At 54.9% G+C, this 24900-nt stretch carries 22 protein-coding genes; 10 read left to right on the top strand and 12 right to left on the bottom strand.

Annotated features, from left to right (window positions below; genetic code table 11):
* The first annotated feature begins 37 nt into the window (after positions 1–37).
* From kduD to DFO57_RS08245, 3 genes are all read left to right on the top strand, one after another.
* Positions 38–799 carry a 2-dehydro-3-deoxy-D-gluconate 5-dehydrogenase KduD gene (gene kduD, locus DFO57_RS08255; RefSeq protein WP_019105052.1) on the top strand — a complete coding sequence of 254 codons (762 nt, stop codon included), beginning with the start codon at positions 38–40 and terminating at the stop codon, positions 797–799.
* A 382-nt stretch (positions 800–1181) separates the two neighbouring features.
* Positions 1182–2261, top strand: coding sequence for a glycoside hydrolase family 105 protein (locus tag DFO57_RS08250; RefSeq protein ID WP_019105051.1), 1080 nt, complete (start codon positions 1182–1184; stop codon positions 2259–2261).
* A 29-nt stretch (positions 2262–2290) separates the two neighbouring features.
* Positions 2291–4780 carry a hypothetical protein gene (locus DFO57_RS08245; RefSeq protein ID WP_110015263.1) on the top strand — a complete coding sequence of 830 codons (2490 nt, stop codon included), beginning with the start codon at positions 2291–2293 and terminating at the stop codon, positions 4778–4780.
* A 155-nt stretch (positions 4781–4935) separates the two neighbouring features.
* Here DFO57_RS08245 and DFO57_RS08240 read toward each other — a convergent pair whose 3' ends face one another.
* Together DFO57_RS08240 and eat are read right to left on the bottom strand one after the other, a co-directional pair.
* On the bottom strand, positions 4936–6276 hold the full coding sequence (locus DFO57_RS08240; protein ID WP_014606667.1) for an aspartate aminotransferase family protein: 1341 nt from the start codon (positions 6274–6276) through the stop codon (positions 4936–4938).
* Between the two features lie 63 nt (positions 6277–6339).
* Positions 6340–7704 (bottom strand): ethanolamine permease, encoded by a 1365-nt coding sequence (gene eat, locus DFO57_RS08235; protein ID WP_014595250.1) that lies wholly within the window; start codon positions 7702–7704, stop codon positions 6340–6342.
* 243 nt (positions 7705–7947) lie between these two features.
* Here eat and DFO57_RS08230 point away from each other — a divergent pair, with 243 nt between their 5' ends.
* Both DFO57_RS08230 and DFO57_RS08225 read left to right on the top strand, forming a co-directional pair.
* Positions 7948–8952: a phosphotransferase enzyme family protein gene (locus tag DFO57_RS08230; RefSeq protein WP_014606668.1), complete on the top strand. Its 1005-nt coding sequence runs from the start codon at positions 7948–7950 to the stop codon at positions 8950–8952.
* Positions 8953–9081: 129 nt separating this feature from the next.
* Positions 9082–10146 carry an AraC family transcriptional regulator gene (locus DFO57_RS08225; protein ID WP_110015262.1) on the top strand — a complete coding sequence of 355 codons (1065 nt, stop codon included), beginning with the start codon at positions 9082–9084 and terminating at the stop codon, positions 10144–10146.
* Positions 10147–10301: 155 nt separating this feature from the next.
* Here DFO57_RS08225 and DFO57_RS08220 read toward each other — a convergent pair whose 3' ends face one another.
* On the bottom strand, positions 10302–10976 hold the full coding sequence (locus DFO57_RS08220) for an EAL domain-containing protein (protein ID WP_231858591.1): 675 nt from the start codon (positions 10974–10976) through the stop codon (positions 10302–10304).
* Between the two features lie 295 nt (positions 10977–11271).
* The gene (locus DFO57_RS22740; RefSeq protein WP_015701030.1) at positions 11272–11448 is read right to left on the bottom strand and encodes a hypothetical protein; all 177 of its coding nucleotides are present in this window, start codon (positions 11446–11448) and stop codon (positions 11272–11274) included.
* On the opposite strand from DFO57_RS22740, the gene DFO57_RS08215 reads away from it, so the two are divergent.
* Complete coding sequence (locus DFO57_RS08215; RefSeq protein WP_014606671.1) at positions 11408–11887, top strand: GNAT family N-acetyltransferase; 480 nt, start codon at positions 11408–11410, stop codon at positions 11885–11887. The genes DFO57_RS22740 and DFO57_RS08215 overlap by 41 nt on opposite strands.
* A 116-nt stretch (positions 11888–12003) precedes the next feature.
* On the opposite strand, the gene DFO57_RS08210 is transcribed toward DFO57_RS08215, so the two are convergent.
* Positions 12004–13194: an alpha/beta hydrolase-fold protein gene (locus DFO57_RS08210; RefSeq protein WP_110015261.1), complete on the bottom strand. Its 1191-nt coding sequence runs from the start codon at positions 13192–13194 to the stop codon at positions 12004–12006.
* A gap of 249 nt (positions 13195–13443) precedes the next feature.
* Here DFO57_RS08210 and DFO57_RS08205 point away from each other — a divergent pair, with 249 nt between their 5' ends.
* Positions 13444–13656, top strand: coding sequence for a hypothetical protein (locus DFO57_RS08205; RefSeq protein ID WP_078828919.1), 213 nt, complete (start codon positions 13444–13446; stop codon positions 13654–13656).
* 39 nt (positions 13657–13695) lie between these two features.
* Here DFO57_RS08205 and acpT read toward each other — a convergent pair whose 3' ends face one another.
* From acpT to DFO57_RS08170, 7 genes are all read right to left on the bottom strand, one after another.
* A complete protein-coding gene (gene acpT / locus DFO57_RS08200; RefSeq protein ID WP_110015260.1) occupies positions 13696–14274 on the bottom strand; it encodes a 4'-phosphopantetheinyl transferase AcpT in 579 nt (192 codons plus the stop codon).
* Between the two features lie 404 nt (positions 14275–14678).
* Complete coding sequence (locus tag DFO57_RS08195; RefSeq protein ID WP_110015259.1) at positions 14679–15959, bottom strand: MFS transporter; 1281 nt, start codon at positions 15957–15959, stop codon at positions 14679–14681.
* Positions 15956–16447, bottom strand: coding sequence for a YhcH/YjgK/YiaL family protein (locus DFO57_RS08190; protein WP_110015300.1), 492 nt, complete (start codon positions 16445–16447; stop codon positions 15956–15958). The genes DFO57_RS08195 and DFO57_RS08190 overlap by 4 nt, the downstream gene beginning before the upstream one ends.
* Positions 16448–16499: 52 nt before the next feature.
* A complete protein-coding gene (locus DFO57_RS08185) occupies positions 16500–17420 on the bottom strand; it encodes a dihydrodipicolinate synthase family protein (protein ID WP_014606677.1) in 921 nt (306 codons plus the stop codon).
* Between the two features lie 46 nt (positions 17421–17466).
* Positions 17467–18663 carry a ribokinase gene (gene rbsK, locus DFO57_RS08180; protein ID WP_031283442.1) on the bottom strand — a complete coding sequence of 399 codons (1197 nt, stop codon included), beginning with the start codon at positions 18661–18663 and terminating at the stop codon, positions 17467–17469.
* Positions 18664–18962: 299 nt separating this feature from the next.
* On the bottom strand, positions 18963–19178 hold the full coding sequence (locus DFO57_RS08175; protein WP_014606679.1) for a hypothetical protein: 216 nt from the start codon (positions 19176–19178) through the stop codon (positions 18963–18965).
* Positions 19175–19708: a DUF2778 domain-containing protein gene (locus DFO57_RS08170; protein ID WP_022622305.1), complete on the bottom strand. Its 534-nt coding sequence runs from the start codon at positions 19706–19708 to the stop codon at positions 19175–19177. Before DFO57_RS08170 ends, DFO57_RS08175 begins: the two co-directional genes overlap by 4 nt.
* Positions 19709–20415: 707 nt before the next feature.
* Here DFO57_RS08170 and DFO57_RS08165 point away from each other — a divergent pair.
* The 3 genes from DFO57_RS08165 (at position 20416) to DFO57_RS08155 (ending at position 24656) form a co-directional block, all read left to right on the top strand.
* The gene (locus DFO57_RS08165) at positions 20416–21702 is read left to right on the top strand and encodes an MFS transporter (protein ID WP_110015258.1); all 1287 of its coding nucleotides are present in this window, start codon (positions 20416–20418) and stop codon (positions 21700–21702) included.
* Positions 21703–21937: 235 nt separating this feature from the next.
* Positions 21938–22564 carry a LysE family translocator gene (locus tag DFO57_RS08160; protein ID WP_028716008.1) on the top strand — a complete coding sequence of 209 codons (627 nt, stop codon included), beginning with the start codon at positions 21938–21940 and terminating at the stop codon, positions 22562–22564.
* Positions 22565–23111: 547 nt separating this feature from the next.
* Complete coding sequence (locus DFO57_RS08155; RefSeq protein ID WP_014595223.1) at positions 23112–24656, top strand: methyl-accepting chemotaxis protein; 1545 nt, start codon at positions 23112–23114, stop codon at positions 24654–24656.
* Positions 24657–24900 lie beyond the last annotated feature (244 nt).

Here is a 24900-nt window from a genome sequence, read left to right as displayed (position 1 = left end):
CTGTCAGAAGCAGGTAGCGCGTGAATAAGGAGTCCACATGATACTGAATGCGTTTTCTCTTCAAGACAAAATCGCGGTGGTTTCGGGCTGCAATACCGGCCTGGGTCAGGCTATGGCATTGGGACTGGCTGAAGCCGGTTGCAATATTGTTGGTATTAATCAGGTTGAACCCGACGAAACGATTAAACAGGTGACCGCGCTGGGACGTCGCTTCCTTAGCCTGAAAGCTGATTTGCGTAACATTGATGCTATTCCTGCCCTGCTGGACAGCGCCATCGCCTACTTTGACCGCATTGATATTCTGGTGAATAACGCGGGCATGATTCGCCGTGAGGATGCCATCAACTTCAGCGAACAGGACTGGGATGATGTGATGGATCTGAATATCAAGAGCCTGTTCTTTATGTCGCAGGCCGCCGCCCGACATTTTATTGCCCAAGGGAATGGGGGCAAGATCATCAACATCGCCTCAATGCTCTCTTTTCAGGGCGGGATCCGCGTGCCTTCTTACACCGCGTCTAAAAGTGGCGTAATGGGCATAACCCGCTTGCTGGCCAACGAGTGGGCGAAGCACCGTATTAATGTCAACGCAATTGCCCCGGGCTATATGGCAACCGATAACACACAGCAACTGCGCGCTGATGCAAAGCGAAGTGCCGAAATCCTCGATCGCATTCCCGCCGGTCGCTGGGGAAAACCAGAGGACCTGATGGGGCCGGTGGTATTTCTTGCCTCACGGGCTTCTGACTATATGAATGGCTATACGATTGCCGTCGATGGCGGCTGGCTCTCGCGTTAAGGCTGAGCATTAAGCCTTTACGTCTGCCCGGGCGAGCCTGTCGTTATGCGTGAATAATGATGGCAGGCAGCCCGATTAATCAGGCAGGCAATCGCATCATTAAAGCCGGTTTTACTCTCTTATGAGAAAGAATAATGATTGAGGCCACAATAGTGACCCTGAACGCCAACCGTATGAATAAGTCAATATATCTGGTTAATGTAAAACTGGCTTCTTGAGGCCAGCCGATAATGATGACGTCATGGGATTTCATTTCCCAGAGAAACCTATGGATAACCGTTACTCCCGCCTGTCGAGGCGAATAAGGACGTCAAGGTTACAGTGAATAATCACAGAAATATAAAAAACGAGTAAGGATTTATACAGCATTGAGGGAAATATAATGGAATTATTATCAACAGCCCGCCAACTTGATCTGTTACTGAATGGATTTACACAGCTAAAAGACGAAGGCAAATTTAACGAACCCAATATAGATGGCACAGCGGGGGATTACATCTCATTTGCTCACTGGGAATGGCCGCAGGGCGTTGGCCTGTTCGGTCTGGTGAGATTATGGGAGTTGACCCGTCGCGACGATATTTACCAAATCATTGAAAACTGGTTTCAGCAAAATATTAAAAAAGGCCTGCCCCCGTTAAATATTAATACCACCGCCCCCATGCTGCCGTTATCCCTGCTGTGGGCACATAACCGGGCACCACATTATCAAGCGGTGCTGGATAGCTGGGCCGACAGGGTGATGACAGAACTGCCGCGCACCCCGGAACAAGGCTTCCAGCACGTGGTGTCCGACGGCATTAACCCCATGGAGATATGGGATGACACGCTGTTTATGGTGGTGCTGTTTCTCGGCCATTACGGTGTAGCTTCCGGACGACAGGCGCTGGTCGATGAGGCCGTACGCCAGTTTTTACTGCATGCCCGTTATCTTAACGATCCGCAGACCGGTTTATGGTTTCACGGCTGGAGCTTTGCCGAGAAGAGCCATTTTGCTCAGGCCCGCTGGGCGCGGGGAAATGCCTGGATAACTGTCGGCATTATTGAGTTTCTGGAACTGACCCAGCTTCGCGGCGGCGTCCGTGACTATTTACTCGAATGCCTGAAAACGCAAATTAATTCATTAATCACGCTGCAATCTGAGAGCGGTGCATGGCACACGCTGCTCGACCATCCAGACAGCTATGAAGAAATATCGGCTACCGCCGGATTTGGCTATGGCTTATTAAAAGGCGTTCGTCTTGGCTATGGCGATGAACGTTGGTTGCAGGCAGGTTTACAAGCCCTGGGCGCGGTACGGCGAAATATTGACAGCAGCGGCACAGTCCACAACGTCTCTTATGGCACACGCATGGGAAGAACCCTGCAGTTCTATAAAGACATTCCGCTACAGCCAACCGGTTATGGCCAGGCGCTGGCTATTTTATGCCTGACCGAAGGGTTAAGACATTTAAAAAAATAACAGGACGTCGACACCAGGAGAATATCATCATGGACCAGAACCATTATTGTTACTTCCCCCTTAACCAGAATGAAGCCGTTCGCTACTGGCAGTTATCCGCGATTTCTTCACAGCGCTATGATGTGCCCAATGCGCCGATGTCCGGTGAAATGGATCCGTTTTTCTTTCTGAGCCAACATAAAAACTTTATTCCCCATACCTATCCCTGTCGTACGCAGTTTCAGCAACACTATGCCGGAAAAAAGCCCACTCCTTTCGGCGATACTACCCTGAAAAACTGGTGGTTCCCTTTTGGTTCCGATCGGGTCGATTTATCAGGTTTCTGGTTCCGGGCCACGCGCATCGGCGCTCAGGCAGAAACCTGCCTTGTTGCGGAACAACGTGGCCTGTACCGTTTTCGGCTGACCACCTGCGGTGCCGCCTGTATTACGCTGAACGGCGGTGATGTGGCATGGCAGGCAGACTATCAGCGTAATCTGGAAAGCACCGTTGAGTTCGCGCTCATGCTGGATGCCGGGGTGAACGCTATCGCGGTCTGGTTCGATGACCTGGCCGAACGCGATGTGCGCTTCTTTTTTCAACTGGACTATGTTGAAGGTGCGCCGCTGCAGGTGGCACTGGCAACACCGATTGAGGCAGATCGGGTGCGGCAAATGGAAGCCCTGCTCGAAGGCATGGCGTTTGAACAGCCGACCTACACAGGCGGCACCGTTCGCCTGTGCTTCCCAATCCCAGCCCCGGAAACGCTGAACCTGAATATCCGCGTGCAGGGCGACTTTATTTCGCTAGACCAGCCCGTACTGATCAACGCGGTTTTACATCAAGGCGAAACGGTGGCAGAGATTGCCGAAAGCGACGCGTTGCCGGCTGATTTTCGTCATTTCGTTATCAGCATGGAAAAAGACAACTTTCATATCAGGCGCACCCTGGGCGTGGAGATCTGCCATGCAGAGCAACAGGCGCAGGTGCCGAAAACGGCAGACGCGCGTGCAGACGAAGCGCTAATGCATGTTGCCCTGCACGGCGAATACAGCAGCGTAAAAGCGCTGGCCCGGCTAGCCTGCGGGATGGATGACACCGAAACCCAGAACATGCTGGAGGGCGTTTTAACACCGGTTGAAGATTGCCATGACTGCGCCGACTTTACGCTTGTACCGCTGCTGTGGTGTCGGATCCAGTGGGCGGATCGCATTGCCGCTCCCGTTCGCGAGAAAATGGATCGGGCGATTTTAGCCTTTCGTTACTGGATGGATGAGCCGGGAAATGACGTGCAGTGGTATTTTTCTGAAAACCATGCGCTGTTGTTTCATACCGCCGCCTACCTGGCGGGAAGCACCTTTCCGGATAAAACCTTTGTACGATCCGGCCGCCTGGGCGGCGATCAGGCAGAGGCAGGCCGTCAGCGCGTGCTGGCATGGCTGGATCACTTTGAACAATGCGAGATGGCCGAATGGAATTCCGCGCCTTACTTCCCTATCGATCTCAAGGGATTAACCGCCCTCGCCGCCCTGGCACCGGATGCCGAAATCGTTGCCCGCAGCCAGCGCGCTATCCTCCGCCTGCTGGAGCAGATTGCACGATCCAGCCATCAGGGCATGCTCACCGCATCGCAAGGTCGTTCATACGAGCATACGCTGCGCGCAGGTCGCTCGCTGGAGCTGTCCGCTATCTCGCGCCTGTTGTGGGGCAAAGGCAACGTTGGCTGTCGCTTTCATGCCTTACCGCAGCTGGCGCTACTGTTAAAGCAGGGCAAACTGACGCTCTCACCTGAACTGGCAAAGGTGGCGGTATGGCAAGGTGACAGCGCGCTGGAATGGTATTTCGCTCAGGGGCTTAACCGCATTGCGCGCCTTTACCACTATAAAACCCGCGACGTGGCAATGGGTTCCCTTGCCGGATACCGCTGGGGCGAATGGGGCTATCAGGAAACCCCGATTCATCTGAGGATCGGCGAGACGCCGGAGGCGCAGATCTGGATCAACCATCCGGGTGAACGCCTGCACAGTGGCTTCGGGCGGCCTTCCTACTGGGGAGGATGTGGCACGCTACCGCGCGTGCAGCAGTATCGCGGCCTGGCGATCGTTCTGTTTCGTGTTCATGAAGGGCAGCCTGATTTTTCTCACGCCTGGCTGCCGCAGCGCTATTTTGATGACGTGCGTTGCTACGATAAACGCATTCTGCTGCGCAGTGGTAAAGGTATGGTACAGATCTCCGGCAACCGCGCGTTCCAGCGGGTCGCTCATGGCCCGACACAGCACTGTGAAGTCCGCTTGCCGGGGCAGGAAACCTGCTGGCTGATTCGCCTGAATGACGATCCGCGGCTGGATAACCTGGCGGATTTTGAGGCGCGATTTGCACAGCTCACCGTTGAGCGGCGCGAAGACGGCACCTTTTACGTCAACGATCCGCAATATGGCGAGGTGTTTTTCCAGCCAAACGGCTGTGTTTTCGGGCAGGGGCGGTTACTGGATCCTGACAGCTGGACAATTTCCGGCGACAGCCACGAACTCCCCTTGTAATTCTGCCGTGCCAATCCCTGGCATCAGGTTTTACGGATATCGCCAGCCCGGCTGACGTCGGGCTTTATCCGTGCAGTGATGACGGGCGTTATGCGACGCGTGCAGCATTCAGCAAAATCATCCCGTTACCGCCCTGTCCTGTGCCCGGCAGCGGCCTATCCCTGCAGTTTTTTCAGGCAGCGATCCATCGCGCTGACTACCCAGTCGATATCATGCGTCTGGAAGCACAGCGGCGGCCGAATCTTCAGCACGTTGCCGTAAGGTCCGGCGACAGACGTCAGCACACACTCTTCGCGCAGCGCCTCGACCAAATCGAGCGCCAGCCGTTTGTCAGGCTGCTTCGTCTCTCTGTCCGTGACCAGCTCAAAGCCAATAAACAGGCCAGCGCCGCGCACGTCGCCTACGCAGGCATAGGTATCCTGAAGGGACTGCAGGGCCGCTAACAAAGCTTGCCCGGTTTTCAGGCTGTGCGCCTGAAGCGATTCCTGCTCGATCACATCCATCACCGCGTGCGCCGCCGCCATCGACACCGGATTGCCACCAAAGGTATTAAAATACGGGAGCGAGTCACTGAAGGCCGCCATAACCGGGGCTTTCGCCATCAGACCGGATACGGGAATACCGTTGCCCATCGGTTTACCCGTGGTCACCACGTCGGGCACCACACCGTGGCGCGCAAATCCCCAGAATGATTCCCCTGTACGGGCAAAGCCGGGCTGAACTTCATCGGCAATAAAAATTCCGCCGTTTTGATGGACGACGTCGATCGCCTGCTTTAAAAAGCCCGGCTGGCCGGGCAATACGCCGTCCGAAGAGAAAATGGAATCCGCCAGAAAGCCCGCAAACTTAATGCCGTGCGCGGCCATATCATCGATCTGTTTCTGAATTTCGTGGGCAAACCAGGCACCCTGATCGGCGGGCTGAATGCGGTAAAAATCTGGCGATGCCACCAGCCGGGTATGCGATGACAGCGGCTGGCCGCTGCCCAGTGCCGGTGATACGCCGGACGTCAGCGCGCTGGTGCCGTGGTAGGCCTCTTTCGAAACGATAATGCCCGTGCCGCCGCTCCACGCATGCGCCATACGAATCGCCAGATCGTTTGCCTCGGACCCTGTGCACATGTACATGGCCCGATCGATGGCCGCCGGCATCGTTGCCAAAATGCGCTCGCTGTAGTCCAGAATAGACTCATGCAGATAACGGGTGTGCGTATTCAGCCGCATCATCTGCTGGTGCACGGCTTCCACGACCGCCGGATGACAGTGGCCGATGCTGGCGACGTTGTTATACATATCCAGGTACTGTTTGCCCGCCTGATCCCAGAGATACTGCCCCTGCCCGCGCACCAGATGCACGGGGTTACGGTAAAACAGCCGATATGACTCGCCCAGCACCTTGCTGCGTTTGTCGGTTAACTGGCGAATCGCCGGGGCCAGCGCTTCCGCGTTTTCTGCACGAAAGCTGTTGGTATCCATAATGGTTGAACGTACCGTCATCATCACTCCTCGGATTCAATACTGTCGCTGCCGTACATCAGTGCGCGGCAGCGTCTGTCTGCGTTAGTCGATCTCCGCCGCGACAGAGGTTTGCGCGATCGTGCCGCGCCGGGACTGGGTCGTCAGGAAATAGAGGTAACCCACGACCATAAAGGCCATAAACAGCGCGCCAATCTCCGGGTTAAACCACAGCATCGCCGCCAGGCAGATCAGCGATCCGCACAGGGCAATGGCAGGGATCACCGGATAACCCGGCGCACGGTAACTGCGCTCCAGCGTGGGAGCGGTACGACGCAGCTTAAACAGGCTCAGCATGCTCATGATGTACATCACAATGGCGCCAAACACCGACATCGTGATCATGGCGGCGGTCAGGCTCATGCCCTGAAAGCTGATCCCGTCAGAGAAAATGGCCAGAATGCCCACTACGCCACCGGCCAGAATGGCGCGGTGCGGTGTGTTAAAGCGTGAAAGCTTCGCCAGGGCGGGCGGCAGATACCCTTCGCGGGCCAGCGCAAAGAACTGGCGGGAATAGCCCATGATGATGCCATGAAAACTGGCGATCAGGCCGAATAAGCCAATCCACACCAGCATGTGCATCCAGCGCGAGTCATTCCCGACCAGCATTTTCATCGCCTGAGGCAGCGGATCGTTAATGCCCGATAACGTACGCCAGTCGCCTGCTCCACCGGCAAACACCATCACGCCAATCGCCAGCACCACCAGCGTTAAAATACCGCTGATATAGGCGCGGGGAATGGTGCGGCGGGGATCTTTTGCCTCTTCTGCCGCCATCGCGACGCCTTCAATCGCCAGAAAAAACCAGATGGCAAAGGGGATCGCAGCGAACATACCGGACACGGAAGCCAGCGAGAAGGTTCCCTGGCCCGCCCAGCCGTTCGCGACGAAATTCGCCAGGCTAAAGCCGGGCGCCACAACGCCCATAAACACCAGTAATTCAATCACGGCAAGCAGCGTAACCAGCAGTTCAAAGGTCGCGGCGATGCTCACGCCGATGATATTCAGCCCCATAAACACCAGATAGGCGCACACGGCGATAAGCTTGGGATTAATTTCAGGAAACTGTACGTTGAGATAGGCGCCAATGGCCATCGCGATAGCGGGAGGCGCAAACACAAACTCAATCAGCGTGGCGATTCCGGCAATCAGCCCGCCGGTGTCGCCGAACGCCCGGCGGCTATAGGCGAACGGGCCGCCCGCCTGAGGAATAGCCGTTGTCAGTTCGGTAAAGCTGAAGATAAAACAGGTATACATGACGGCAACAAAAAACGTCGTGACCAGAAAGCCCAGCGTGCCCGCTGCGCCCCAGCCGTAGCTCCAGCCGAAATACTCACCCGATATCACCAGCCCCACGGCAATGCCCCAAAGTCGCAGGGTGCCCAGGGTGGGTTTCAGTTTCTCTTTCATCACTGCGTTCCCCGTCTGTGTTAATTGAAAAATGCTGCACAAAAGCTGTCGGGTAGATGATGGACACAGTGGGAAGGGAAAAACTTGACCGCAGAAAACAGAACGCCGTGATTTAAGGTCAACTTGCCCCTGGCCTGGCTGCCAGGTGCCTGCCAAAGTCAATTTTCCCCTGCTTTCAGGTCAAGCGTGCAGGCAGGGTTCAGCGCCATGCTGGCCCTACACGCAGAAACCCGGGAGCCGGACATGAGCCATAAACAGTACGATACGCTGAGTAACGACACCATCCTTCAGCTTGCCCACCGGGCATTAGTGAACTATCCCGCCTGTGCACAGGCTGAGGTCAGGCTGCTGTGTCGCTCAGAAAACGCGACGTTATCTGTCAGCACGCCGCAGGGCCGCTACGCGCTGCGCATTCATCGGGGCGATTACCACGCGAAGCAGGATATTGAAAGTGAGCTGCTCTGGCTGGACGCGCTTCAGGCGGCGGACATCAGCGTCCCCGCTGCCGTAGAAGATCGTCAGGGTGAACGCATTCAGGTCCTGCCGCTGCCCGATGGCGGCGAACGCTATGCGGTGCTGTTTCACTGGATAGAGGGCGATATGCTGACCGACAGCGTCGATCCGGCTGCGTTTCGTCAGCTCGGTGCCATTACTGCCCGTCTGCACCATCACAGCCGGAAATGGCAGAAGCCGCAGGGGTTTCGCCGCATCATCTGGGATCATCATACGATGGTGTCTCCGGCAGGCCACTGGGGCGACTGGCGGGACGTTGCGGGGTTACCCACCGCTGAACACGCGGTGGTAGAAGAAACGCTGGAACACGTGCGCCGCCAGATGCTGGACTTCGGACAGTCACCTGAACGCTATGGGCTGATTCATGCCGACCTGCGCCTGACCAACCTGCTGGTGCATAAAGGCGAAACCCGGGTGATCGACTTTGATGACTGCGGCATGGGCTGGTACCTGCACGATCTTGCCGCAGCCATCAGTTTTGTTGAGCATCATCCGAGTGCGCCGCAGTGGGTGGAAAACTGGTTACGCGGTTACGAACAGGTCGCACACATCAGCGATCGGGAACTGGCTATGATCCCCGCCATGCTGATCCAGCGGCGTATCCAGTTGACGGCCTGGGTGGCTTCCCACCGCGAGACCGAGATGGCGCGCAGCCTGGGCGATCGCTGGGCCAGCCACACCGTCCGGCTGTGTCAGCGCTATCTTGAAGGTGCCGCGCTGCCGATTGGCGTTTAACGCACCGCCGCAGTGCCTGATCGCGGTGCAACACGGAAAGCGAATCGGGTAAGCGATTGTTATCGCGTGGTTTCCAGCTGGTACGTTTTTTGCAGAACCTTGAGACGTTCACTTTTTGCGGAAAACAAGATGACCAGCAGAGTTCCAGAGGCCGCGTTAACGGCCATCTCCAGCGCAGGCGGCCATCGCGGTGTGTTGTCTGCCGCCGCAACGGGCTTAGGCGAATTTATCAATGCACAGGGCGGCGATGTCGATCGCATTTTCGGGATCAGCGGGATCGATCCCGACATGCTCGCCTGCCCAACGCTGAGCCTGGACCTGGTCAGCTATTGCCGGGTGCTGGAGGAAGCAGCAAGCCAGGCTGGCGTGGACAACTTTGGTCTGCAATACGGTCATCAGTTCCGACCCCAGTCACTGGGGCTGATCGGCTATATTGGCTTGTGTTCAGCCACGCTGGAACAGGCGCTGCGGAACGTCGTCAATGCCTTTCCCTTTCATCAACACAACACCTGCATCCGGCTGACCGAACGCGGCGACTGCTGGCAACTGGATTATCAGGTTCGCCATGGCGTGATCCTGATGCGCCGCCAGGATGCCGAGTTAACGCTGGGCATGTTCCTCAACCTGATCCGCCATGCCGCAGGTCGGCACTGGGCGCCGCGGGAAGTGCATTTTGAGCATCCGCGCCCTGAGCACTGGCACGAACACTGTAAAGTGTTTGATGCCCCGGTTTACTTCGATCAACCCTTTAACTCGATGATCATCGCGAAAGCGGATCTGAACCGGAAAATGCCGGATCATGATCCGATGCTGCTGCTGGTGATGCAGGATGCCATCCGTCGGCTCAGCCCGCCCGTGGTCCGTCAGGACACCGTTAACCAAACCCGAACGGACATTCATCTGCAACTGCTGAACGGCGAACCTTCACTGGAAATCATCGCGGAAAAACAGGGGTTATCCGCCTGGTCATTGCAACGGCGCTTACGTGATGAACAAACCAGCTTCTCGGCGCTGGTGGACAGCGTACGCAAAGAAATGGCCACGCATTATCTAAAACAGCATCATCTTTCTGTTTCCGAGATGGCGCTGCTGCTGGGCTACTCTGAAGTCAGCGCTTTTTCACGCGCCTTTCGCCGCTGGTTCGGCTGCAGCCCGCGCGATTGCCGTAAATCACAGGAGGGGCTGTTCTTGTAGTTAAGCTATCCAGCCAGAACAGCATTCGTTACGCTGCGTGCTTCAACAACCGCCTGTAGGCTTTAACCCTCTCAGCCAGTAATAAGACAGTGAGCAAATTTACGATCAGAATAAATCAAAACGAGCAGGCAGCGACGTTAAGAATAAAAGCGTCGTCAGGTAATGGCATCAAAAGAAAAGGCTTTAAAAAGATAGCCCTGAAATGCGGCAGCATGGGGTTTAGCAAACTGGAAGTAGGTGTCCTTTTCTACGCCTTCGACAATGATAAACTGGCAGTAGTCTTTAATTTGCGTCAGCGTCTCTTTCCAGAGTGGACGATTATGATGTTCCCAGAAAAAGTGCTTATCGATTTTAACCGCCTCATATAATCCCTCCTGCAAACAGGGAAAATGCGAGGAGGCACTGCCAAAATCATCCAGCCATAAAGTGTAATTATTATATAACTTTCGCAACAGAGGATTATTAAGCCCCTCAGCCAGGTTGGGAAAGTCTTCTGAAACCTCGATGCGAAGAAAAGAATGCGCTGTGGCGAGCTCGTAAATATCCCGTTCTTCCAGCAGCGCAAAAGCCATCTCTACATCTACATTGACAGAACACAGCAACTGGTTACGTTCAAAGAAATGTCTTTTTCTATCAATTAAGAACAGTTGCTCTTTTAAGAGCTTTATTTTCTGTCCTTTATTCATTCTGTTTATATGAAAAAAAGGCGTCCCTGGTGCGGCAAATCGGGTTAGGACTTCAACGGCAATACGTTCGGATTTCAGGTTTACGATGGGTTCAGCAATGAACCGCCAGGCACGGTTATTATTATCAAGATTCTGGATTTCCATTCCCATGCTCTGATTAACGATGTTGAAGTGGATTGATTATTGATCGCCTTTAGCTATCAATCAAATGAATTTTAACGGATTAAACTATGATTAAACCTATCAAATCCCAAAAATCGATCGTTAAACCCTTGTTATTTAATGATGAATGGCAAACTATAAAACTCCATTTTTCCATGGACCGCATTTTTCGCCGGTCATCCCTGTTAGGCAATGTGTCCCGATTAATTCCTTTCAGAGTACAGGGGAAATGGGAACAGGGCTGGGCTCAATCGTCCCGGCGGCCTTAAGGCCAGCGTTAAACAGAAGAAATTGACAGACCGATGACAACCGGATGCCAGCCAAATGAAAAAAAGCGGGTTAAAAACCGCTTCCGGGAAATACAGAGGTCAACCCAAATATTGGCGACTTGAAATACCGCGGTCCAGACGATAATGTGTTCCAACTTCACCGTCATGTTATACAGAACGACCATGTCTCTTTCCTTTTTTAAACTTGAACCCCGGCACCTTAAAGAAATATATGAAATACGCTTTTCCGTAACGGAAAACCGGCTTCACGCGCATCAAATTCACTATTTACAGCGTGAGCAAGCGCTGGAGGATATATGTCAGGGCGGCGGCTGGATTTGCCAGGTCGGGGATGATTATGCAGGTTATGGATTGGGGATCTATGCGCCCGAACCGCTAATTGGCGGACTGTTTGTTAAACCTGAATATCAAAAACAGGGCATCGGGACGCACCTGCTGAACGCGATCGTCCAGTGGTTTAGCGATCGGGGCGCAGAGACGATTATGCTGACCACCGATCCCGGCTCGAACGCGGAGGGGTTTTATCAGGCAAATGGCTGGGTCGCAGAAGGCAGTGATGCGTTTGGGCAGCGGGTGATGCGTAAGCGCTTACCGCGTGGCTGATATGACGCAATCCGCCGCCAACGAAATAGCAGCGTTCCCGCCGCGTTGGGGAGAATGCGCACAGGATACACAGGATGCCCTGCTCATCCTGTGCGCGGTCAGCGTTGAAGCCAGAATTAGTGCGACTGTGGTTTAAACAGCTGCTGCACAAACTCCACATACGCAGGTCGCCAGACGTCCATCTCATGTCCCAGCCCCGGATACTGGGTGTAATGGAACTTCACGCCCTGCTTTTCCAGTTCGGTTTTCAGCCCGGCAATGTCTTTGCCTGTCACGATATCTTTATCGCCCACCACCAGCGTAAAGTTTTTCAGCTGTTTATTCACGGTCTGCGGCTGGCTCAGCTGACGCGTCACGAACTCATTAGGCACTGTACTGGTGGTCACGCCGCTAAAACTGGCCAGCCAGGCAAAGTCGTTCAGGTGCGTCATGCCGGACACCAGCGCCTGATAGCCGCCCTGGGATAGCCCGGCTATCGCCCTGTCAGCCGGTTTGCGACTCACGGTAAAGCGTTTTTCCACCAGCGGGATAATGTCCTGCATTAACTCTTTATCCGCAGCAGCGGCATTGAGGGGATAAAAGTCCTTGCGGCGATCGGCTGGCGGGAAGTTTTCGGGAATAGCCTGCACGATGTCGGTTTCGGTATCGGGCACCACCACCAGCATCGGCTTGATTTTCCCCTCTGCCAGCAGGTTATCCATGATCTGCGGCAGGCGGAGCTGAGAGATGGCCGACAGCCCGGTATCGCCAAAGCCATGGTAGAAGTAGAGCACCGGTAGCGGCTTGCTATCGGCCTTGTAACCCGGCGGTGCCCAGACAAACACCTGACGTTCAGACTTCAGGGCGGTGGAGTGATAGGTCAGGGTCAGTACATCGCCGTGCGGCACGTTGCGCTCATCCAGAATACTGCCCGGCACCAGAATCATACTGGTGTTCACCTGGCGCTGCGGTTTCGGGAAACGGCTGCCGGTATCCGGCGTGCGGAAACCGTCTACGTCAAAATAGTACTCATACAGGTTGGGCTTCATCGGCTCGCTGGTCCATGACCAGATCCCCGTGTTGTCCTTTTTCATGTCATGCGAATGCTGGCTCAGCGGCGTGGCGCCGGTTACGACGGCAACCTGCTTCGCGGCAGGGGCAAAAAGACGAAAGGTAATGGAGTGATCCGGATTCAGCGCCGTAATGTAGCGGCTTACCGGGATGCTCGTGTCTGGCGTTAACGGCAAAGGGGCGGCAATCAGTGCTGGTGCATATCCCGTGAGCAGGCTGCCTGCCAGGAATGAAAAACAGGCTAAAGTTTTTTTCATCGTGGGTTCCGGTTGTATGTATGGCGAGGTAGTTATTGCATCTTTACGTTCAGGAAGAGAGCAAAGGGATACGCGAAAAACGCAGGGTGTGATGCGGTTCAAAAAATTCAGTCCCTCTCTGGCATGAAAAGTCCGTCGCTTTTTCTGCAACAGTCGCGCAACGACTCGCATTTTTTTATCCGCCCGCCTCGCATTCGCGTTATCGTCGCAGCATGAACACTTTTCCCCCTTGATAAGGACTGAGTATTGATGCGTAAACTTCCCTTTCTGCTGGTCACTCTGGGCCTTTTGATGTCGGTTACCTCTCAGGCGCAGGCTGAAGGCTGCCTGAAAGGCGCGCTGGTGGGCGGCGTAGCGGGTCATCTTAAACATCATGCGGTTGCCGGTGCCGTGGCGGGTTGCGCAGCAGGCCATTACCTGGCGAAGAAGCATAAAGAAGACGACAGCAAACAGAGTCACTAAACAATCAGGGCTGCCCGGTGAGAACGTGTGGCCAGCCCTTTATGCCAGCCGCCGCAGAGTGGTCGCGCTCAACTCAAACGGCGTCGGCGAGCAGACCGCCAGACTCAGGCCGCCCACCTGCAGCGCGCTGACCGACAACGTAGTCGGTGCCTTGCTGTCGATGCAGGCCATCTGCCAGGCACTTGCGCCACGCTGCTTGATGATCGCCTCTTTTAACGTCCAGATGCGCCAGAAGGCCGCTAACTGCTGATCCGGAGCTTCCGCCGCTATTTGCGCCTGTTCCTGCGCGCTGAACAGGTTTTCCGCCAGTCTGCGCCAGCCCGCTCTTGGACGCAGCACCTCAATATCGCAGCCGACGTCCCCTTCATCGCTGAGCAGCAAGGCAATATCGTCGCCGCTGTGGCTAAGGTTAAACCAGAGCCGCACATCGGTGGAAAAAGCCGGTTTGCCGTGCTGGCCAACGACAATCTCCGGCAGGGGCGAAATCACAGAGGCAAGCATGACGCGACCGGCAAGCCAGCCTGCGCGGCGGGCGCCCAATGGGGCACGATCTTTCAGCACAGACGCTGTCGGGCCAGCGCTGAGCGAGGAGATTTTCCCCAGAAAGATCTGATACATATCAGTGCCAGCGTTTGATGATGATGGAGGTGTTAATGCTCCCGGGAGCAATTGTACCAACCGGGGATTGCTTGCAGGCCAGTCGCTCAACATGCGTCATCCGGCATTTCAGCTCGCGGCAAATGAAACGTTTAACCTGAATAGCGGAAAGCCCCTTCCGGGCGATGAACACTTACTCGCCCGGAGGGATCTTTTTCTTGAAGGACAATCGACCGGCCTGCCATCCTGAAACCGCGTCACAGGCAACCGGCCGTGCCTTTTGCGGTGGTGAGCCGCTTCAGGTGCTTTGATTTCAAGGCGGTACACTATGACAACCTCGACGCCTCGCCAACGGCACCACTCAGCGTGCTTTTTCCATTAAGCCGCCTTGCCACCCTGGACCGTGGTTGGACTTTCTATCCTGCCTACAGCGGCTTACGCACAAACAGGCCGTAGCTCAGCGCGCCCAGCATCAGGAGCGCTGCACCAAGCAAAAATACATTGGTGAATTTACCGGTGGTATCCAGAATAATGCCGGTAACGATCGGTGCCATTGCCGCCCCCAGGAAACCGCCAAAGTTCTGAATGGCGCCCAGCGAGGCCACCTGCGACTTCGGTGCGATGTCACTGGCCAGCGTCCAGAGCGCCCCCTGCGGCATCTGCGAGAAGAAATAACCCAGCGCCAGCAGGCCAATGGCCAGCGGGGTGCTGTTTACAAACGGAATCGGCGCCACGAAGCAGGCCGCCAGGGCCGCACCCGATACGATTGGCACCTTACGCGCGGTGATGGCCCTGACGCCCCGGCGCACCAGGTTGTCTGAAAGCATCCCACCCACCAGCACGCCCAGAATACCGGCCAGAAACGGAATGGAGGCAATCCAGCCGGTGGCTTTGAGGCTAAAGCCCAGCGATTTTTCCAGATAGCCCGGCAGCCAGGTCAGATAGACCCAGATCGTGAACATAATGGAGAAGTTGCCGATCACCATAAACCAGGTGGTGCTGTGTCGGAACAGCGCACGCCAGCGCACCTTGCCCTTCTCTTGCGGCACTGCGACGCTGGGTTGTCCGGCATGCAGCAGCGCATCTTCCCGGGCATTGGGATCGCGATAAAACTTCCACCACGCCAGCAGCAGGGGAAGCCCCATTACGCCGATCGCCACAAACATGCCGCGCCAGCCTAAGGTCAGCAACAGCACGGTCAGAATGGGCGGTGCAATGGCGTTGGCAATTTGCGAACCGGTATTAATAATCGCAGTGGGTAAACCGCGTTCACTGTCGCCAAACCAGCGATGGGTGATTTTAATTCCCGAGGTAAAGAACGGGGATTCGGACACGCCCAGCAGCATACGCAGACCGTAGAAATAGCTGTAGCTGTTGGCAAACGCCGTCAGCACGGTAAAGCCCGACCACAGCCCCAGCGCCCAGGAGAACATCTTTTTGGGGCCTAACTTGTCCACCAGCCAGCCTGCGGGCAGGTTAGCCAGCGCATAGGGCCAGAGAAACGCCGACAACAGCAACCCCATTTCGGTTTGCGAAAAGCCAAATTCCGCCGCAATGGTGGTGTTGGCAATACTCAGGTTGGCGCGGTCCAGGTAATTCACTATCGCCGCCAGCAACAGCAGCGTGACAATGCCCCAGCGCAGCTTCCCTTTCAGCGTGCCCTGCCCGCTCAACGTTGTTTCTGACATCGCCGCAGAGGGTTTCATGGTGCCTCCCGCCCGGCAAACAGATCGAGATGGATTTTAATCACCGCTTTACGGATAGTCTGCGCCACCGGCGACGCACAGCCAGGGCGATGAATATCGTGAGGGAAAAACAGCGCAAACTGCCCCGGCGTCAGCGCGATGCTGTACTCATCCGTGATGTCCTGATAAAACACCACGTCATTTTCCTCCCGCCGGTCTTCCGCTATCACATGCTGCGGATGGGCACGCGTCACGCCGATGGTTTCGCGTCCGGCCAGCAGGTACTGAATATCGACATAGCGAAAATGGGATTCGGCCCGGCGGGCGCTGGCGGGCTCGGTCGCCATTTCCTGAAGCAGGCAGAACATCTGGTTGTCGGGCAGTAAATCGTATTTCCCCGTTTCCATCTGGCTGAAATCGCTGGCCGCTATCCAGCGAATCGCCTGGTCAACGATGGGATGAAACGCGTGACGCTCACGCGCCCAGTCAAGTTGATCGCATACAATCATGGTGTTTTCCCTTGTGGTAAAACGGTGCAGGAACAGACGGTGTCCGGTTTTTTTATGAAAGACGGTGTTGCCACAGCGCACTGCCATCACGAATCTGGTCAAGCAACACGCCAAGCCCCCAGAACTTCTCCAGCACGTTGTCCCGGTTAACGCGGCAGTGCTCGCTGGCGAAGGTGCCGAGGCGCTGGTGATAAATTTTGGCGTTTTTGGGATAGCCGAGAGTTTCGGTAACGGCGCTCAGCGACAGGAACAGCGACAGCTCATGGGCTTTTTCAGGCTGCTGGGCGCCCTGGTGATAAAGCCAGACGTAGAGGTTCGGATGAAAGTTCGTGAACACGCCGCTGAAGCCGCGCGAGCCCGCCTGAATGGCCGGCCACGCAATGGCCGCATTGGCGTTAATCACCGCCAGCGGCGTGCCTTCCGCCAGCCTGACGCGGCGTTGCACCGTGGGCAGATCGCAGCTCACGTCTTTCAGCACCACAAAGCGGCCGCTGTTGGCACAGAAGCTGAACTCGTCGTCGCTCAGCAGACGACGATACGGCGCCGGGCACTCGTAGAGCCCTAGCGGCAGCCCGGCAGGCAGCGCGTCCAGAATGTGATTCAGGTGAGCATAAAAGGTTTCGCTTCCCTGATTGTGCGGATCGAGGTGATTGGTCACCAGCACCAGCGCATCAATGCCCGTTCCGGCCATCGCCTGCAATTCCTGAGTCTGCTCGCTTAACCCATCGCTGATGTGGCCGGAGGCAATCACCGGCACCCGGCCCTGTACTTTCTCCACCACAAAACGCGCCAGCGCAACGCGCTCGTCCAGGCTGAGAGACTGCATTTCGCTGGACTGGCACACGGCGAACAGCGCATCCACGCCCTGCGCCAGATACCAGTCGATCAGGCGTGACAGGCCGGGGTAATCGATCTGATTCTCTGCGGTGAATGGGGTCAGCATGACGGGGACAATACCTTCAATCTTTTTCATGGTTTCTCCTGCCAGCGCCAGCGCGCGGCTGTTGCGTTACGTCGGATTATCGTTGGTTAAGTCGGGTGATGACCTGATGCCGCTTGGGCATATTGCTTGCGCCTTCCCGCTCTACGGCCAGGGACGCAAAGGCTGATGCCCATGTGGCGGCCTGCAGTAACGGCTGCCCCTGCGCCAGCGCGGCGGCCAGCGCGCCGTTAAAGGCATCGCCCGCGCCGGTGGTGTCCACGCTGAGCGCAGGAAAGGCGGGAATGACGTGACAATGCGGCGCATCGAACAGCAGCGCGCCGCGCGCGCCCATGGTGATGATCACTCGCTGCGCCCCCTGCGCCACAATCGCCTGCGCCGCCTTACGCGCACTCGCCATGTCACAGATTTCAATGCCCGAGAGCCGCGAGGCCTCGGTTTCGTTGGGCGTCAGCACATCGATCATCGGCAGAACGTTCACAACCTCAGACGAGAACGGCGCCGGGTTCATGATGATGCGGACGCCCAGTGCGTGTGCCAGCCGGATAGCGCTGCGCGTGGCCTCGACGTTGTTTTCCAGCTGCAGTAACAACACATCCGCATCGGTGAGTTCATGGGTCAGCTCGGCAATTTCGGCATCCGTCAGGGTTTTATTGGCACCGGGGTAGATGGCAATCATGTTCTCGCCGTTTTCCTGCGAGACATAAATGATGGCGCTGCCTGTGGGTTCGGTATCCGTCTGGTATAAACGGAAAGAGTGAATGTCCGATGACGAAAGGTGATCAAACGCAAACTGGCTGAACCGATCGGTTCCGACCTTGGCAACAAAATGGACGCGCGCTCCGGCCCGGCTGGCGGCCATGGCCTGATTGGCCCCCTTGCCGCCGGGCCCGAGTGTGCTGCCTTGCGCCATCAGCGATTCACCACTTTGCGGAAAACGCGCCACCCTGGCGACGATATCAACATTGAATGCGCCAAGGATGCAGACTTTTCCCTGCCTGCTGGTGGTCTTTACGGTGGTTTTACGCGCCTGCAACCGCTTGAGTAAAACATCAAAATGGCCACTTTCGCTGATGAGCTTTTCCTGCAGATTACGGCGTTGCACTATGGCACCGCCGTAGCAGCGCTGAACCAGCCCCTGCTCTGCCAGCGCACGCAGATCGGTGCGAATCGTCTCCCGAGTCACACGCAACTGGCTCGCCAGCCCGTTAACGGTGACGCGTTCATGTTCGTCCAGCCATTGCAAAATTTGATTGCGTCGTTCTTCCAGAAACATCATCCCCCCTCCTGCCTGGCCGTTAAGCGTAAGGGAGCACACGCAGCGTGAAAGTGATGCAGATCTCAGCACCTGGGGAAAAACGGAAGTAAACGGAAGTGAAGCGTTGTGTCGCTAAGGCGTTATCAAAGCGGGCATTGTGATGGCTGAAAAGCAGAAAATGTGAATCGTGAAGGGCGAGAAACAAAGGGTCTGTGGACGGTAAACGCGTGTTGAATGCGGATGATCATCTTCAGGAAAGGCCTGGCTTATCGCGCTGAGCATCTGTCGTGCGTCCCCGCCAGGCACCTGAGCGCGGGCTAACGTTTTCGCTTTCGGTATCCCCACGAGGCCAGGACAGCCAGCACGAGAGACAGGACGAACTTCACCACGATGAACGTAAACGAATAGCTGTTCATCGCCTCTTCGCCATCGCCTTCGATAGTGATATGGCTCATGAATAACGTGTTGATCCAGCTATCCGGGATCAGCACAAAAGCCGCCAGCAACACAATAATAAATATCGCAATTTTCATCTCACACCACACCGACTAAAATCTGGAATGCCGCGCACATCAAGGCGGCCATAAGCCATCAGATCTTTCCCGCCGGGCACTTTTATCTTAGGTATCCGCAGCAAAGCATTTCTGAGGGTTTGAAAATCCGATGAACTGTACAGCGTTACGCAGCCCCACGAAACCCCGGTGCCGTCGCTGTTCAATGGGTGAAGCCGAAAGCTGCCCCGACGTGTGCCATTGACGTAAGCATGATCACTCATGGTTTCTGCGTTATATAAACCAAACCATTCGGAATGATGATTTCTGTACAAATGATACGCATCAATCACTTCTGCACGCAGTTGATTTAGCACGCTTCCTTTCGGGCGGTCGACTATCCAGTATGTGCCCGGCGGGATCGCGGCCTTTTCTCTATCTGAACAGTCTGGGTTATTGAGATAACGGTCAATTCCTGACAAAACATCAAATGAGCCGATGCCATAACAGTCAAGCTTGACCCTTTTTCCGTCTGGCGAGAGACGAGCATAGTCCATCGTACAGATTTGCATCTCACATCCTTTGCGGGTGGCACAGGGTGAAAATAATACTGAATCCCTGTTCAACATCAAACGACGACCTTTTAGGATTCCTCTTATAAAGTTGCAACCTATTCCTTCACTCTCGTATTTCCATGAACGCTGAACATCGCCATCATTTCTTTTTTTCAGCAGGAATAAACGCTCCGCACCGGCAGCGTAAACGAACAAAAGAGAAAAGCGTCTGAATTAAAAAATACTCATAAAAGCGCGTTCTTATTTACGTTAAAAACGACAGGCTGCCTTATTGACCATCAGGCATCCAACCCGCTGTGGTGATTAACATCACGTCTGAATCAGTCGAAATAAAAAAGCACCTCGCCTCTCAACCTGCAAGGGACATGCCCTTATGCACGCCAGCAAGTGGCTTCAGGCATAAAGATTTGGCTGCAACGTCTTAGTGTTAACCTGATTCCAGGCCATCTTGCCGCTATTTAATCTTTTTACCTGTGTGGGTTACGTTGATCACATTATTTACCAAAAGTGATTTTCACGGCATTAAACAATGCGCCTCATCACACCACGCAATTCCGTGTTTATTGCAAAATCGCTTACCTAATAATAACAAGGTGCAATCACGAGATTTACTAACACTCAATTAATTAACCTGCCTCTAATTTAAAAATCATGTCACTTGTTTAGCAAAGTCATAAGGAAAAGGTAACAATGAGGGAGTAATCATGAAAACAATCAAACATTACCGATGGCACATGATATTACTGGTGTGCTTTATTACGATTATTAATTACCTCGATCGCACTGCGTTGGGCGTTGCCGCCCCGACAATTATGAAGGAGCTGGATATTACCAAGGAGCAATATTCCTGGGTCGTCAGCGCCTTTCAGCTGGCTTATACCATCGGCCAGCCCGTGATGGGTTATTTCATTGATACCATTGGCCTGAAGCTGGGCTTTTTTATCTGCGCCATCGTCTGGGGGCTGGCCACCTTAGCGCACTCACTGACGGGTTCCTGGCAGGGCCTGGCGTTTATGCGCGCCATCATGGGCTTTAGTGAAGCCTCGGCGATTCCGGCCGGGGTGAAAACCGCTGCCACCTGGTTTCCGGCTAAGGAGCGCGGCATTGCCACTGGCGTCTTTAATATGGGCACCTCTTTTGGTGCCATGCTGGCACCGCCGCTGATCGCCTGGTGCATACTGTTTCACAGCTGGCAGTTTGCGTTTCTGGTGGCCGGTGGCCTGGCTATTGTGGCGGCCTTTATCTGGCTCATCTTTTATAAAGATCCCAAAGAGGCCAAACGGCTGTCGGCGGAAGAGCGCACCTATATTGAGGGCGGTCAGGAAAAACACCTTCATACCGAGCAGAAAGAGAAGACCTCTAAATTAGCCATCCTCAAACAGCGTAATTTCTGGGGCATTGGCCTCTCACGTTTTCTGGCCGATCCGGCCTGGGGCACCATCAATTTCTGGGTGCCGATCTTCTTTGTGGAAACCCTGCACTTCAGCCTGAAAGAGATTGCGATGTTTGTCTGGCTGCCATTCCTGATGGCCGATCTGGGCTGCCTGGCCAGCGGCTTTGTGGCGAAGTTCCTGAACGATCGCGGCATCGGCCTGATCAATTCGCGCCGTATTACCTTTACGCTCGGGGCGGTGCTGATGACCACCATCGGCCTGGTCAGCATTGTTCAAAACCCCTATGTCGCCGTGTTGCTGATCAGCATTGGTGGCTTCTCGCACCAGTTACTTTCTACCGTGGCCGCCACGCTGGGCGCAGACCTGTTCAGGAAGGATGAGGTCGCGACTGCCGTCGGCATGGCTGGCGCCTGTGCCTGGTCCGGTCAGTTGATCTTTAACCTGTTTATTGGCGCGTTTGTCAGCATCATCGGCTTTGGTCCGTTCTTTGTTGCGCTGGCGGTGTTTGACCTTATCGGTGCGGCGGCTCTGTGGATTCTGATCAAAGAACCAAAGGAACCTGGAGAACCGGATGCCGGGTTAGCGGTATCGCAGTAGTGTTGTCGCGGAATGTGTCCCGGGGCACGTGAAGGGACGTGCCTCCTTTTTCAGCTTCAGGCGACCAGTACGACGCGGGAACATTCTCATCGTCGAAAGTGCGGGATTCAGTGCTGAACAGCGTTAATCACGTGGGGTCGAGCATTGCTGTGCACGTCCATCCAATACAAGCCGTTATGTATGTTTTTTAAAATTATGTTAATACATGCTTATGCTTTCTGTCGGGGTTGGATAGATGTGGGATATGTCTTCATTCTTTGCAGCATTACTGGTTTACAGCATAGGGACGGCATCGCCTGGCCCGGGCAATCTTTCCATTGCCAATGCGGCGATGAACTATGGTCGTAAAGCTGGTCTGGTGCTGGCCACCGGTGTGATTTCAGGTTCGATTTGTTGGGGCCTGTTGACCGCCTTTGGCGTGTCCGCGATTTTGGTTTCTTCCAACGGTTTTATCGTCTGGTTAAAACTGCTCGGCGCGGCTTATCTGCTCTGGCTGGCCTCGAAAGCGCTGCGCAGTGCCTTTCGCCCTGGAGAACTTTCGGCACGACCAGCCCAGGCTCACGCGCGTTTACGCGGCTACTATCTGCAAGGGCTGGGATTGCACCTGACCAATCCCAAAGCCGCGTTAACCTGGTTCACCGTGACCAGCGTGGGCCTGACGAACTCTGCGCCACAGTGGCAGATCTATGTTCTGGTTGCTACCTGCGCACTGACCGGCGTGATGATATTTAGCCTGTATGCGCTGATTTTTGCTTCGCAAATAGCGGAGACGTATCTCAATCGGGCACGGCGCAGTTTCGATCTGATCTGTGCGGGGTTTTATGCGTTGGTAGCGGTGGGGTTTTTGCTGTCGCTGGGTTAAAAAAGCCCCTTTCACAGGCGGTTATTCGATCTGCCTGGCGCGTCAGCTTCGCAGATAACAACCTGAGGATACGACTTGAAAATGGCATGACGCTGGCTGCACTCATCCTGAACTTCAGAAAAGATGACGATCTCTGATTTAGCACCGCTCGCGGTTCAGCCGTTGGAAAACGCGTTCTGCCAGCAGGTTATCGCAACCATTAACGCGATGCCCGCTAACCGCATAGTTTCATTGCTACCCATGGCTTATGTCCTGACAGCCCTTATCGCAACTGGCTCACCTCATGACCGGCACTGAGCCCGTCCCCAAAGAACGCTCAACAAGATGCCAGCGCGACGCGGTTTCCACTCACAATCTGCCATTTCTACTGCAGGCCAGGCCATAAAAAAACCTATAGATAAGAAATATTAACAGACTCGCGAGAGGGATTTTTCCTGTAAAAGTTTATGTCGTGATTGCTTACATTTTAATTATCACGGCCGGGATAAAGATTGCCGGGTCTGCGCCGAAAGATCGTCGTCTCCCCTCCCTTCTTCAGGAAAGATTTATGAAAATCTCAACACGGCTCGGCTCGGGTTTTGGTACGTTAATCGTCTTCTTTTCCCTGTGCATAGTGGTTGCCATTCATTCTTTGTATCAGTCCAAAAACGCCCTTGAATCCATCGTTCAGGGAGATATGAAAAAAACGAAACTAATAACAGACCTGACGCTTATCCAGCGCGACATGGCCATTACAGTCAGGAATCTGTCGTTATTTACCGATGAAAAAGGCATCGAGGAGCAATCCGCGCGGCTTGGAAAATTAAAGACCCGCTTTGTCGACAGCAGCACTCAACTGGGGCAGATGATTGATCAGTCTGGCAGCAATGAGGAAAAAAAAGCGTTCGACGCGATTAAAAACAGTGAAAAAGAAGCACTGGAATCATTCAGTAATACGGTTCCACTCGCACTGGGAAAAAACAACGCCGCGACCGTGAAGTTTCTTTTGGATACCGTCAGGCCCGCCCAAAATCCCCTGATTGACGGACTGACGGCGATGGGTCAGGTGCTCACTCAGCGGTCTGATGACGCCGTCAGTGCAAACAGTAAAACGACGGAACAGGCTTACGTCATTTTACTGGTACTGCTCGCTGTCGCGGTCATTTTTGGCCTGTCCACGGGCATCTATTTGATTCGTAAGCTGATGAGTGAACTCGGTGGTGAACCCGCTACCGCACAGCGCCTTGCCTATGCAATTTCTCAGGGAGATTTAACCTCAGCCGTTCAGCTACGCAAAAATGACACACGTAGCCTGATGGCCTCTTTGTCCAGTATGCAGTCGCGGCTCCGCGGGGTGGTATCCGACATTAAATCTGGCTCGGCTTCCGTTGCACTTTCAGCAAACGAAATCTCACAGGGTAACAACGAACTGGCTTCCCGCACTGAAGAGCAGGCAGCAGCACTCCAGCAGACAGCGGCAAGTATGGAACAGCTGACGGCCACCGTGCAGAGTAACAGCGCCATGGCCAGACAGACGGCCAACGCCGCGAGGGATACGGCTTTACACGTAAAAAATGGTGAAAACGATGTCCGCCGTATGTCTGGCACCATGGGCGAAATTTCACAAAGCGCGTCTAAGGTCAGAGACATTACCTCTGTCATCGAAAGTATTGCATTTCAGACGAATATTCTGGCGCTTAACGCGGCAGTAGAAGCGGCACGCGCGGGTGAAAGCGGGCGTGGATTTGCCGTGGTGGCAGCGGAAGTCAGGACGTTGGCACAGCGAAGCGCCACAGCGGCAAAAGACATTAAATCACTTATTGAGCAGGCGGTGGGTCAGGTGGAATCTGGCGTCACGGTGGCGAATGAAACAGGCCAAAATATTCTTAAAGTGATCGATCTGGTTGACGAACTGGCCACATCAATGGATACCATCGCCCTGTCATCCGCTGAGCAGATGCAGGGGATCTCTCAGGTGAGCGTGGCGGTAAGCCAGATGGATGGTGTAACGCAGAACAACTCTGCATTGGTTGAAGAGTCGTCAGCCGCCTCACAGTCGCTTTCTGAACAGGCTCAGACGTTGCGTCTCGCCGTAGAGACATTCAAAGTCTGAATGTAAAAACACTGCCGATGACAAGCGTATTCGCGCCCGGCAGTGATCACTTTCATTCTGCACCCCGCTGACGGCATGGTCAGCGGTAACGGCTCCCTCCCCCGAATGGGCTGACCCGCGGCGCAGTGGCAGTACGATGTTTTGGTGCAACCTGTGCACTGACCGGCGCGATGATATTTAGCCTGTATGCGCTGATTTTGGCCTCGCAAACCGCAGAGAAAGACCTCAATCGGGCACGGTGCTG

The sequence above is a fragment of the Pantoea sp. AG702 genome (genome assembly GCF_003182295.1).
In the GTDB taxonomy this organism is placed as follows: Bacteria; Pseudomonadota; Gammaproteobacteria; order Enterobacterales; family Enterobacteriaceae; genus Pantoea; species Pantoea ananatis.
The sequence above is the reverse complement of the archived record's forward strand: the minus strand, read 5'-3'. Positions and strand labels throughout refer to the sequence as shown.

Coding starts and splice junctions, on each gene's coding strand:
- DFO57_RS08155 (WP_014595223.1), top strand. CDS start 23,112: ATGAAAATCTCAACACGGCTCGGCTCGGGTTTTGGTACGTTAATCGTC.
- DFO57_RS08240 (WP_014606667.1), bottom strand. CDS start 6,276: ATGACGGTACGTTCAACCATTATGGATACCAACAGCTTTCGTGCAGAA.
- DFO57_RS08215 (WP_014606671.1), top strand. CDS start 11,408: ATGTGTTCCAACTTCACCGTCATGTTATACAGAACGACCATGTCTCTT.
- DFO57_RS08210 (WP_110015261.1), bottom strand. CDS start 13,194: ATGAAAAAAACTTTAGCCTGTTTTTCATTCCTGGCAGGCAGCCTGCTC.
- rbsK (WP_031283442.1), bottom strand. CDS start 18,663: ATGTTTCTGGAAGAACGACGCAATCAAATTTTGCAATGGCTGGACGAA.
- DFO57_RS08250 (WP_019105051.1), top strand. CDS start 1,182: ATGGAATTATTATCAACAGCCCGCCAACTTGATCTGTTACTGAATGGA.
- kduD (WP_019105052.1), top strand. CDS start 38: ATGATACTGAATGCGTTTTCTCTTCAAGACAAAATCGCGGTGGTTTCG.
- DFO57_RS08205 (WP_078828919.1), top strand. CDS start 13,444: ATGCGTAAACTTCCCTTTCTGCTGGTCACTCTGGGCCTTTTGATGTCG.
- DFO57_RS08220 (WP_231858591.1), bottom strand. CDS start 10,976: ATGGAAATCCAGAATCTTGATAATAATAACCGTGCCTGGCGGTTCATT.
- DFO57_RS08195 (WP_110015259.1), bottom strand. CDS start 15,959: ATGAAACCCTCTGCGGCGATGTCAGAAACAACGTTGAGCGGGCAGGGC.
- DFO57_RS08175 (WP_014606679.1), bottom strand. CDS start 19,178: ATGAAAATTGCGATATTTATTATTGTGTTGCTGGCGGCTTTTGTGCTG.
- eat (WP_014595250.1), bottom strand. CDS start 7,704: ATGAAAGAGAAACTGAAACCCACCCTGGGCACCCTGCGACTTTGGGGC.
- DFO57_RS08185 (WP_014606677.1), bottom strand. CDS start 17,420: ATGAAAAAGATTGAAGGTATTGTCCCCGTCATGCTGACCCCATTCACC.
- DFO57_RS08160 (WP_028716008.1), top strand. CDS start 21,938: ATGTGGGATATGTCTTCATTCTTTGCAGCATTACTGGTTTACAGCATA.
- DFO57_RS08190 (WP_110015300.1), bottom strand. CDS start 16,447: ATGATTGTATGCGATCAACTTGACTGGGCGCGTGAGCGTCACGCGTTT.
- DFO57_RS22740 (WP_015701030.1), bottom strand. CDS start 11,448: ATGGTCGTTCTGTATAACATGACGGTGAAGTTGGAACACATTATCGTC.
- DFO57_RS08230 (WP_014606668.1), top strand. CDS start 7,948: ATGAGCCATAAACAGTACGATACGCTGAGTAACGACACCATCCTTCAG.
- DFO57_RS08245 (WP_110015263.1), top strand. CDS start 2,291: ATGGACCAGAACCATTATTGTTACTTCCCCCTTAACCAGAATGAAGCC.
- DFO57_RS08165 (WP_110015258.1), top strand. CDS start 20,416: ATGAAAACAATCAAACATTACCGATGGCACATGATATTACTGGTGTGC.
- DFO57_RS08170 (WP_022622305.1), bottom strand. CDS start 19,708: ATGCAAATCTGTACGATGGACTATGCTCGTCTCTCGCCAGACGGAAAA.
- acpT (WP_110015260.1), bottom strand. CDS start 14,274: ATGTATCAGATCTTTCTGGGGAAAATCTCCTCGCTCAGCGCTGGCCCG.
- DFO57_RS08225 (WP_110015262.1), top strand. CDS start 9,082: ATGACCAGCAGAGTTCCAGAGGCCGCGTTAACGGCCATCTCCAGCGCA.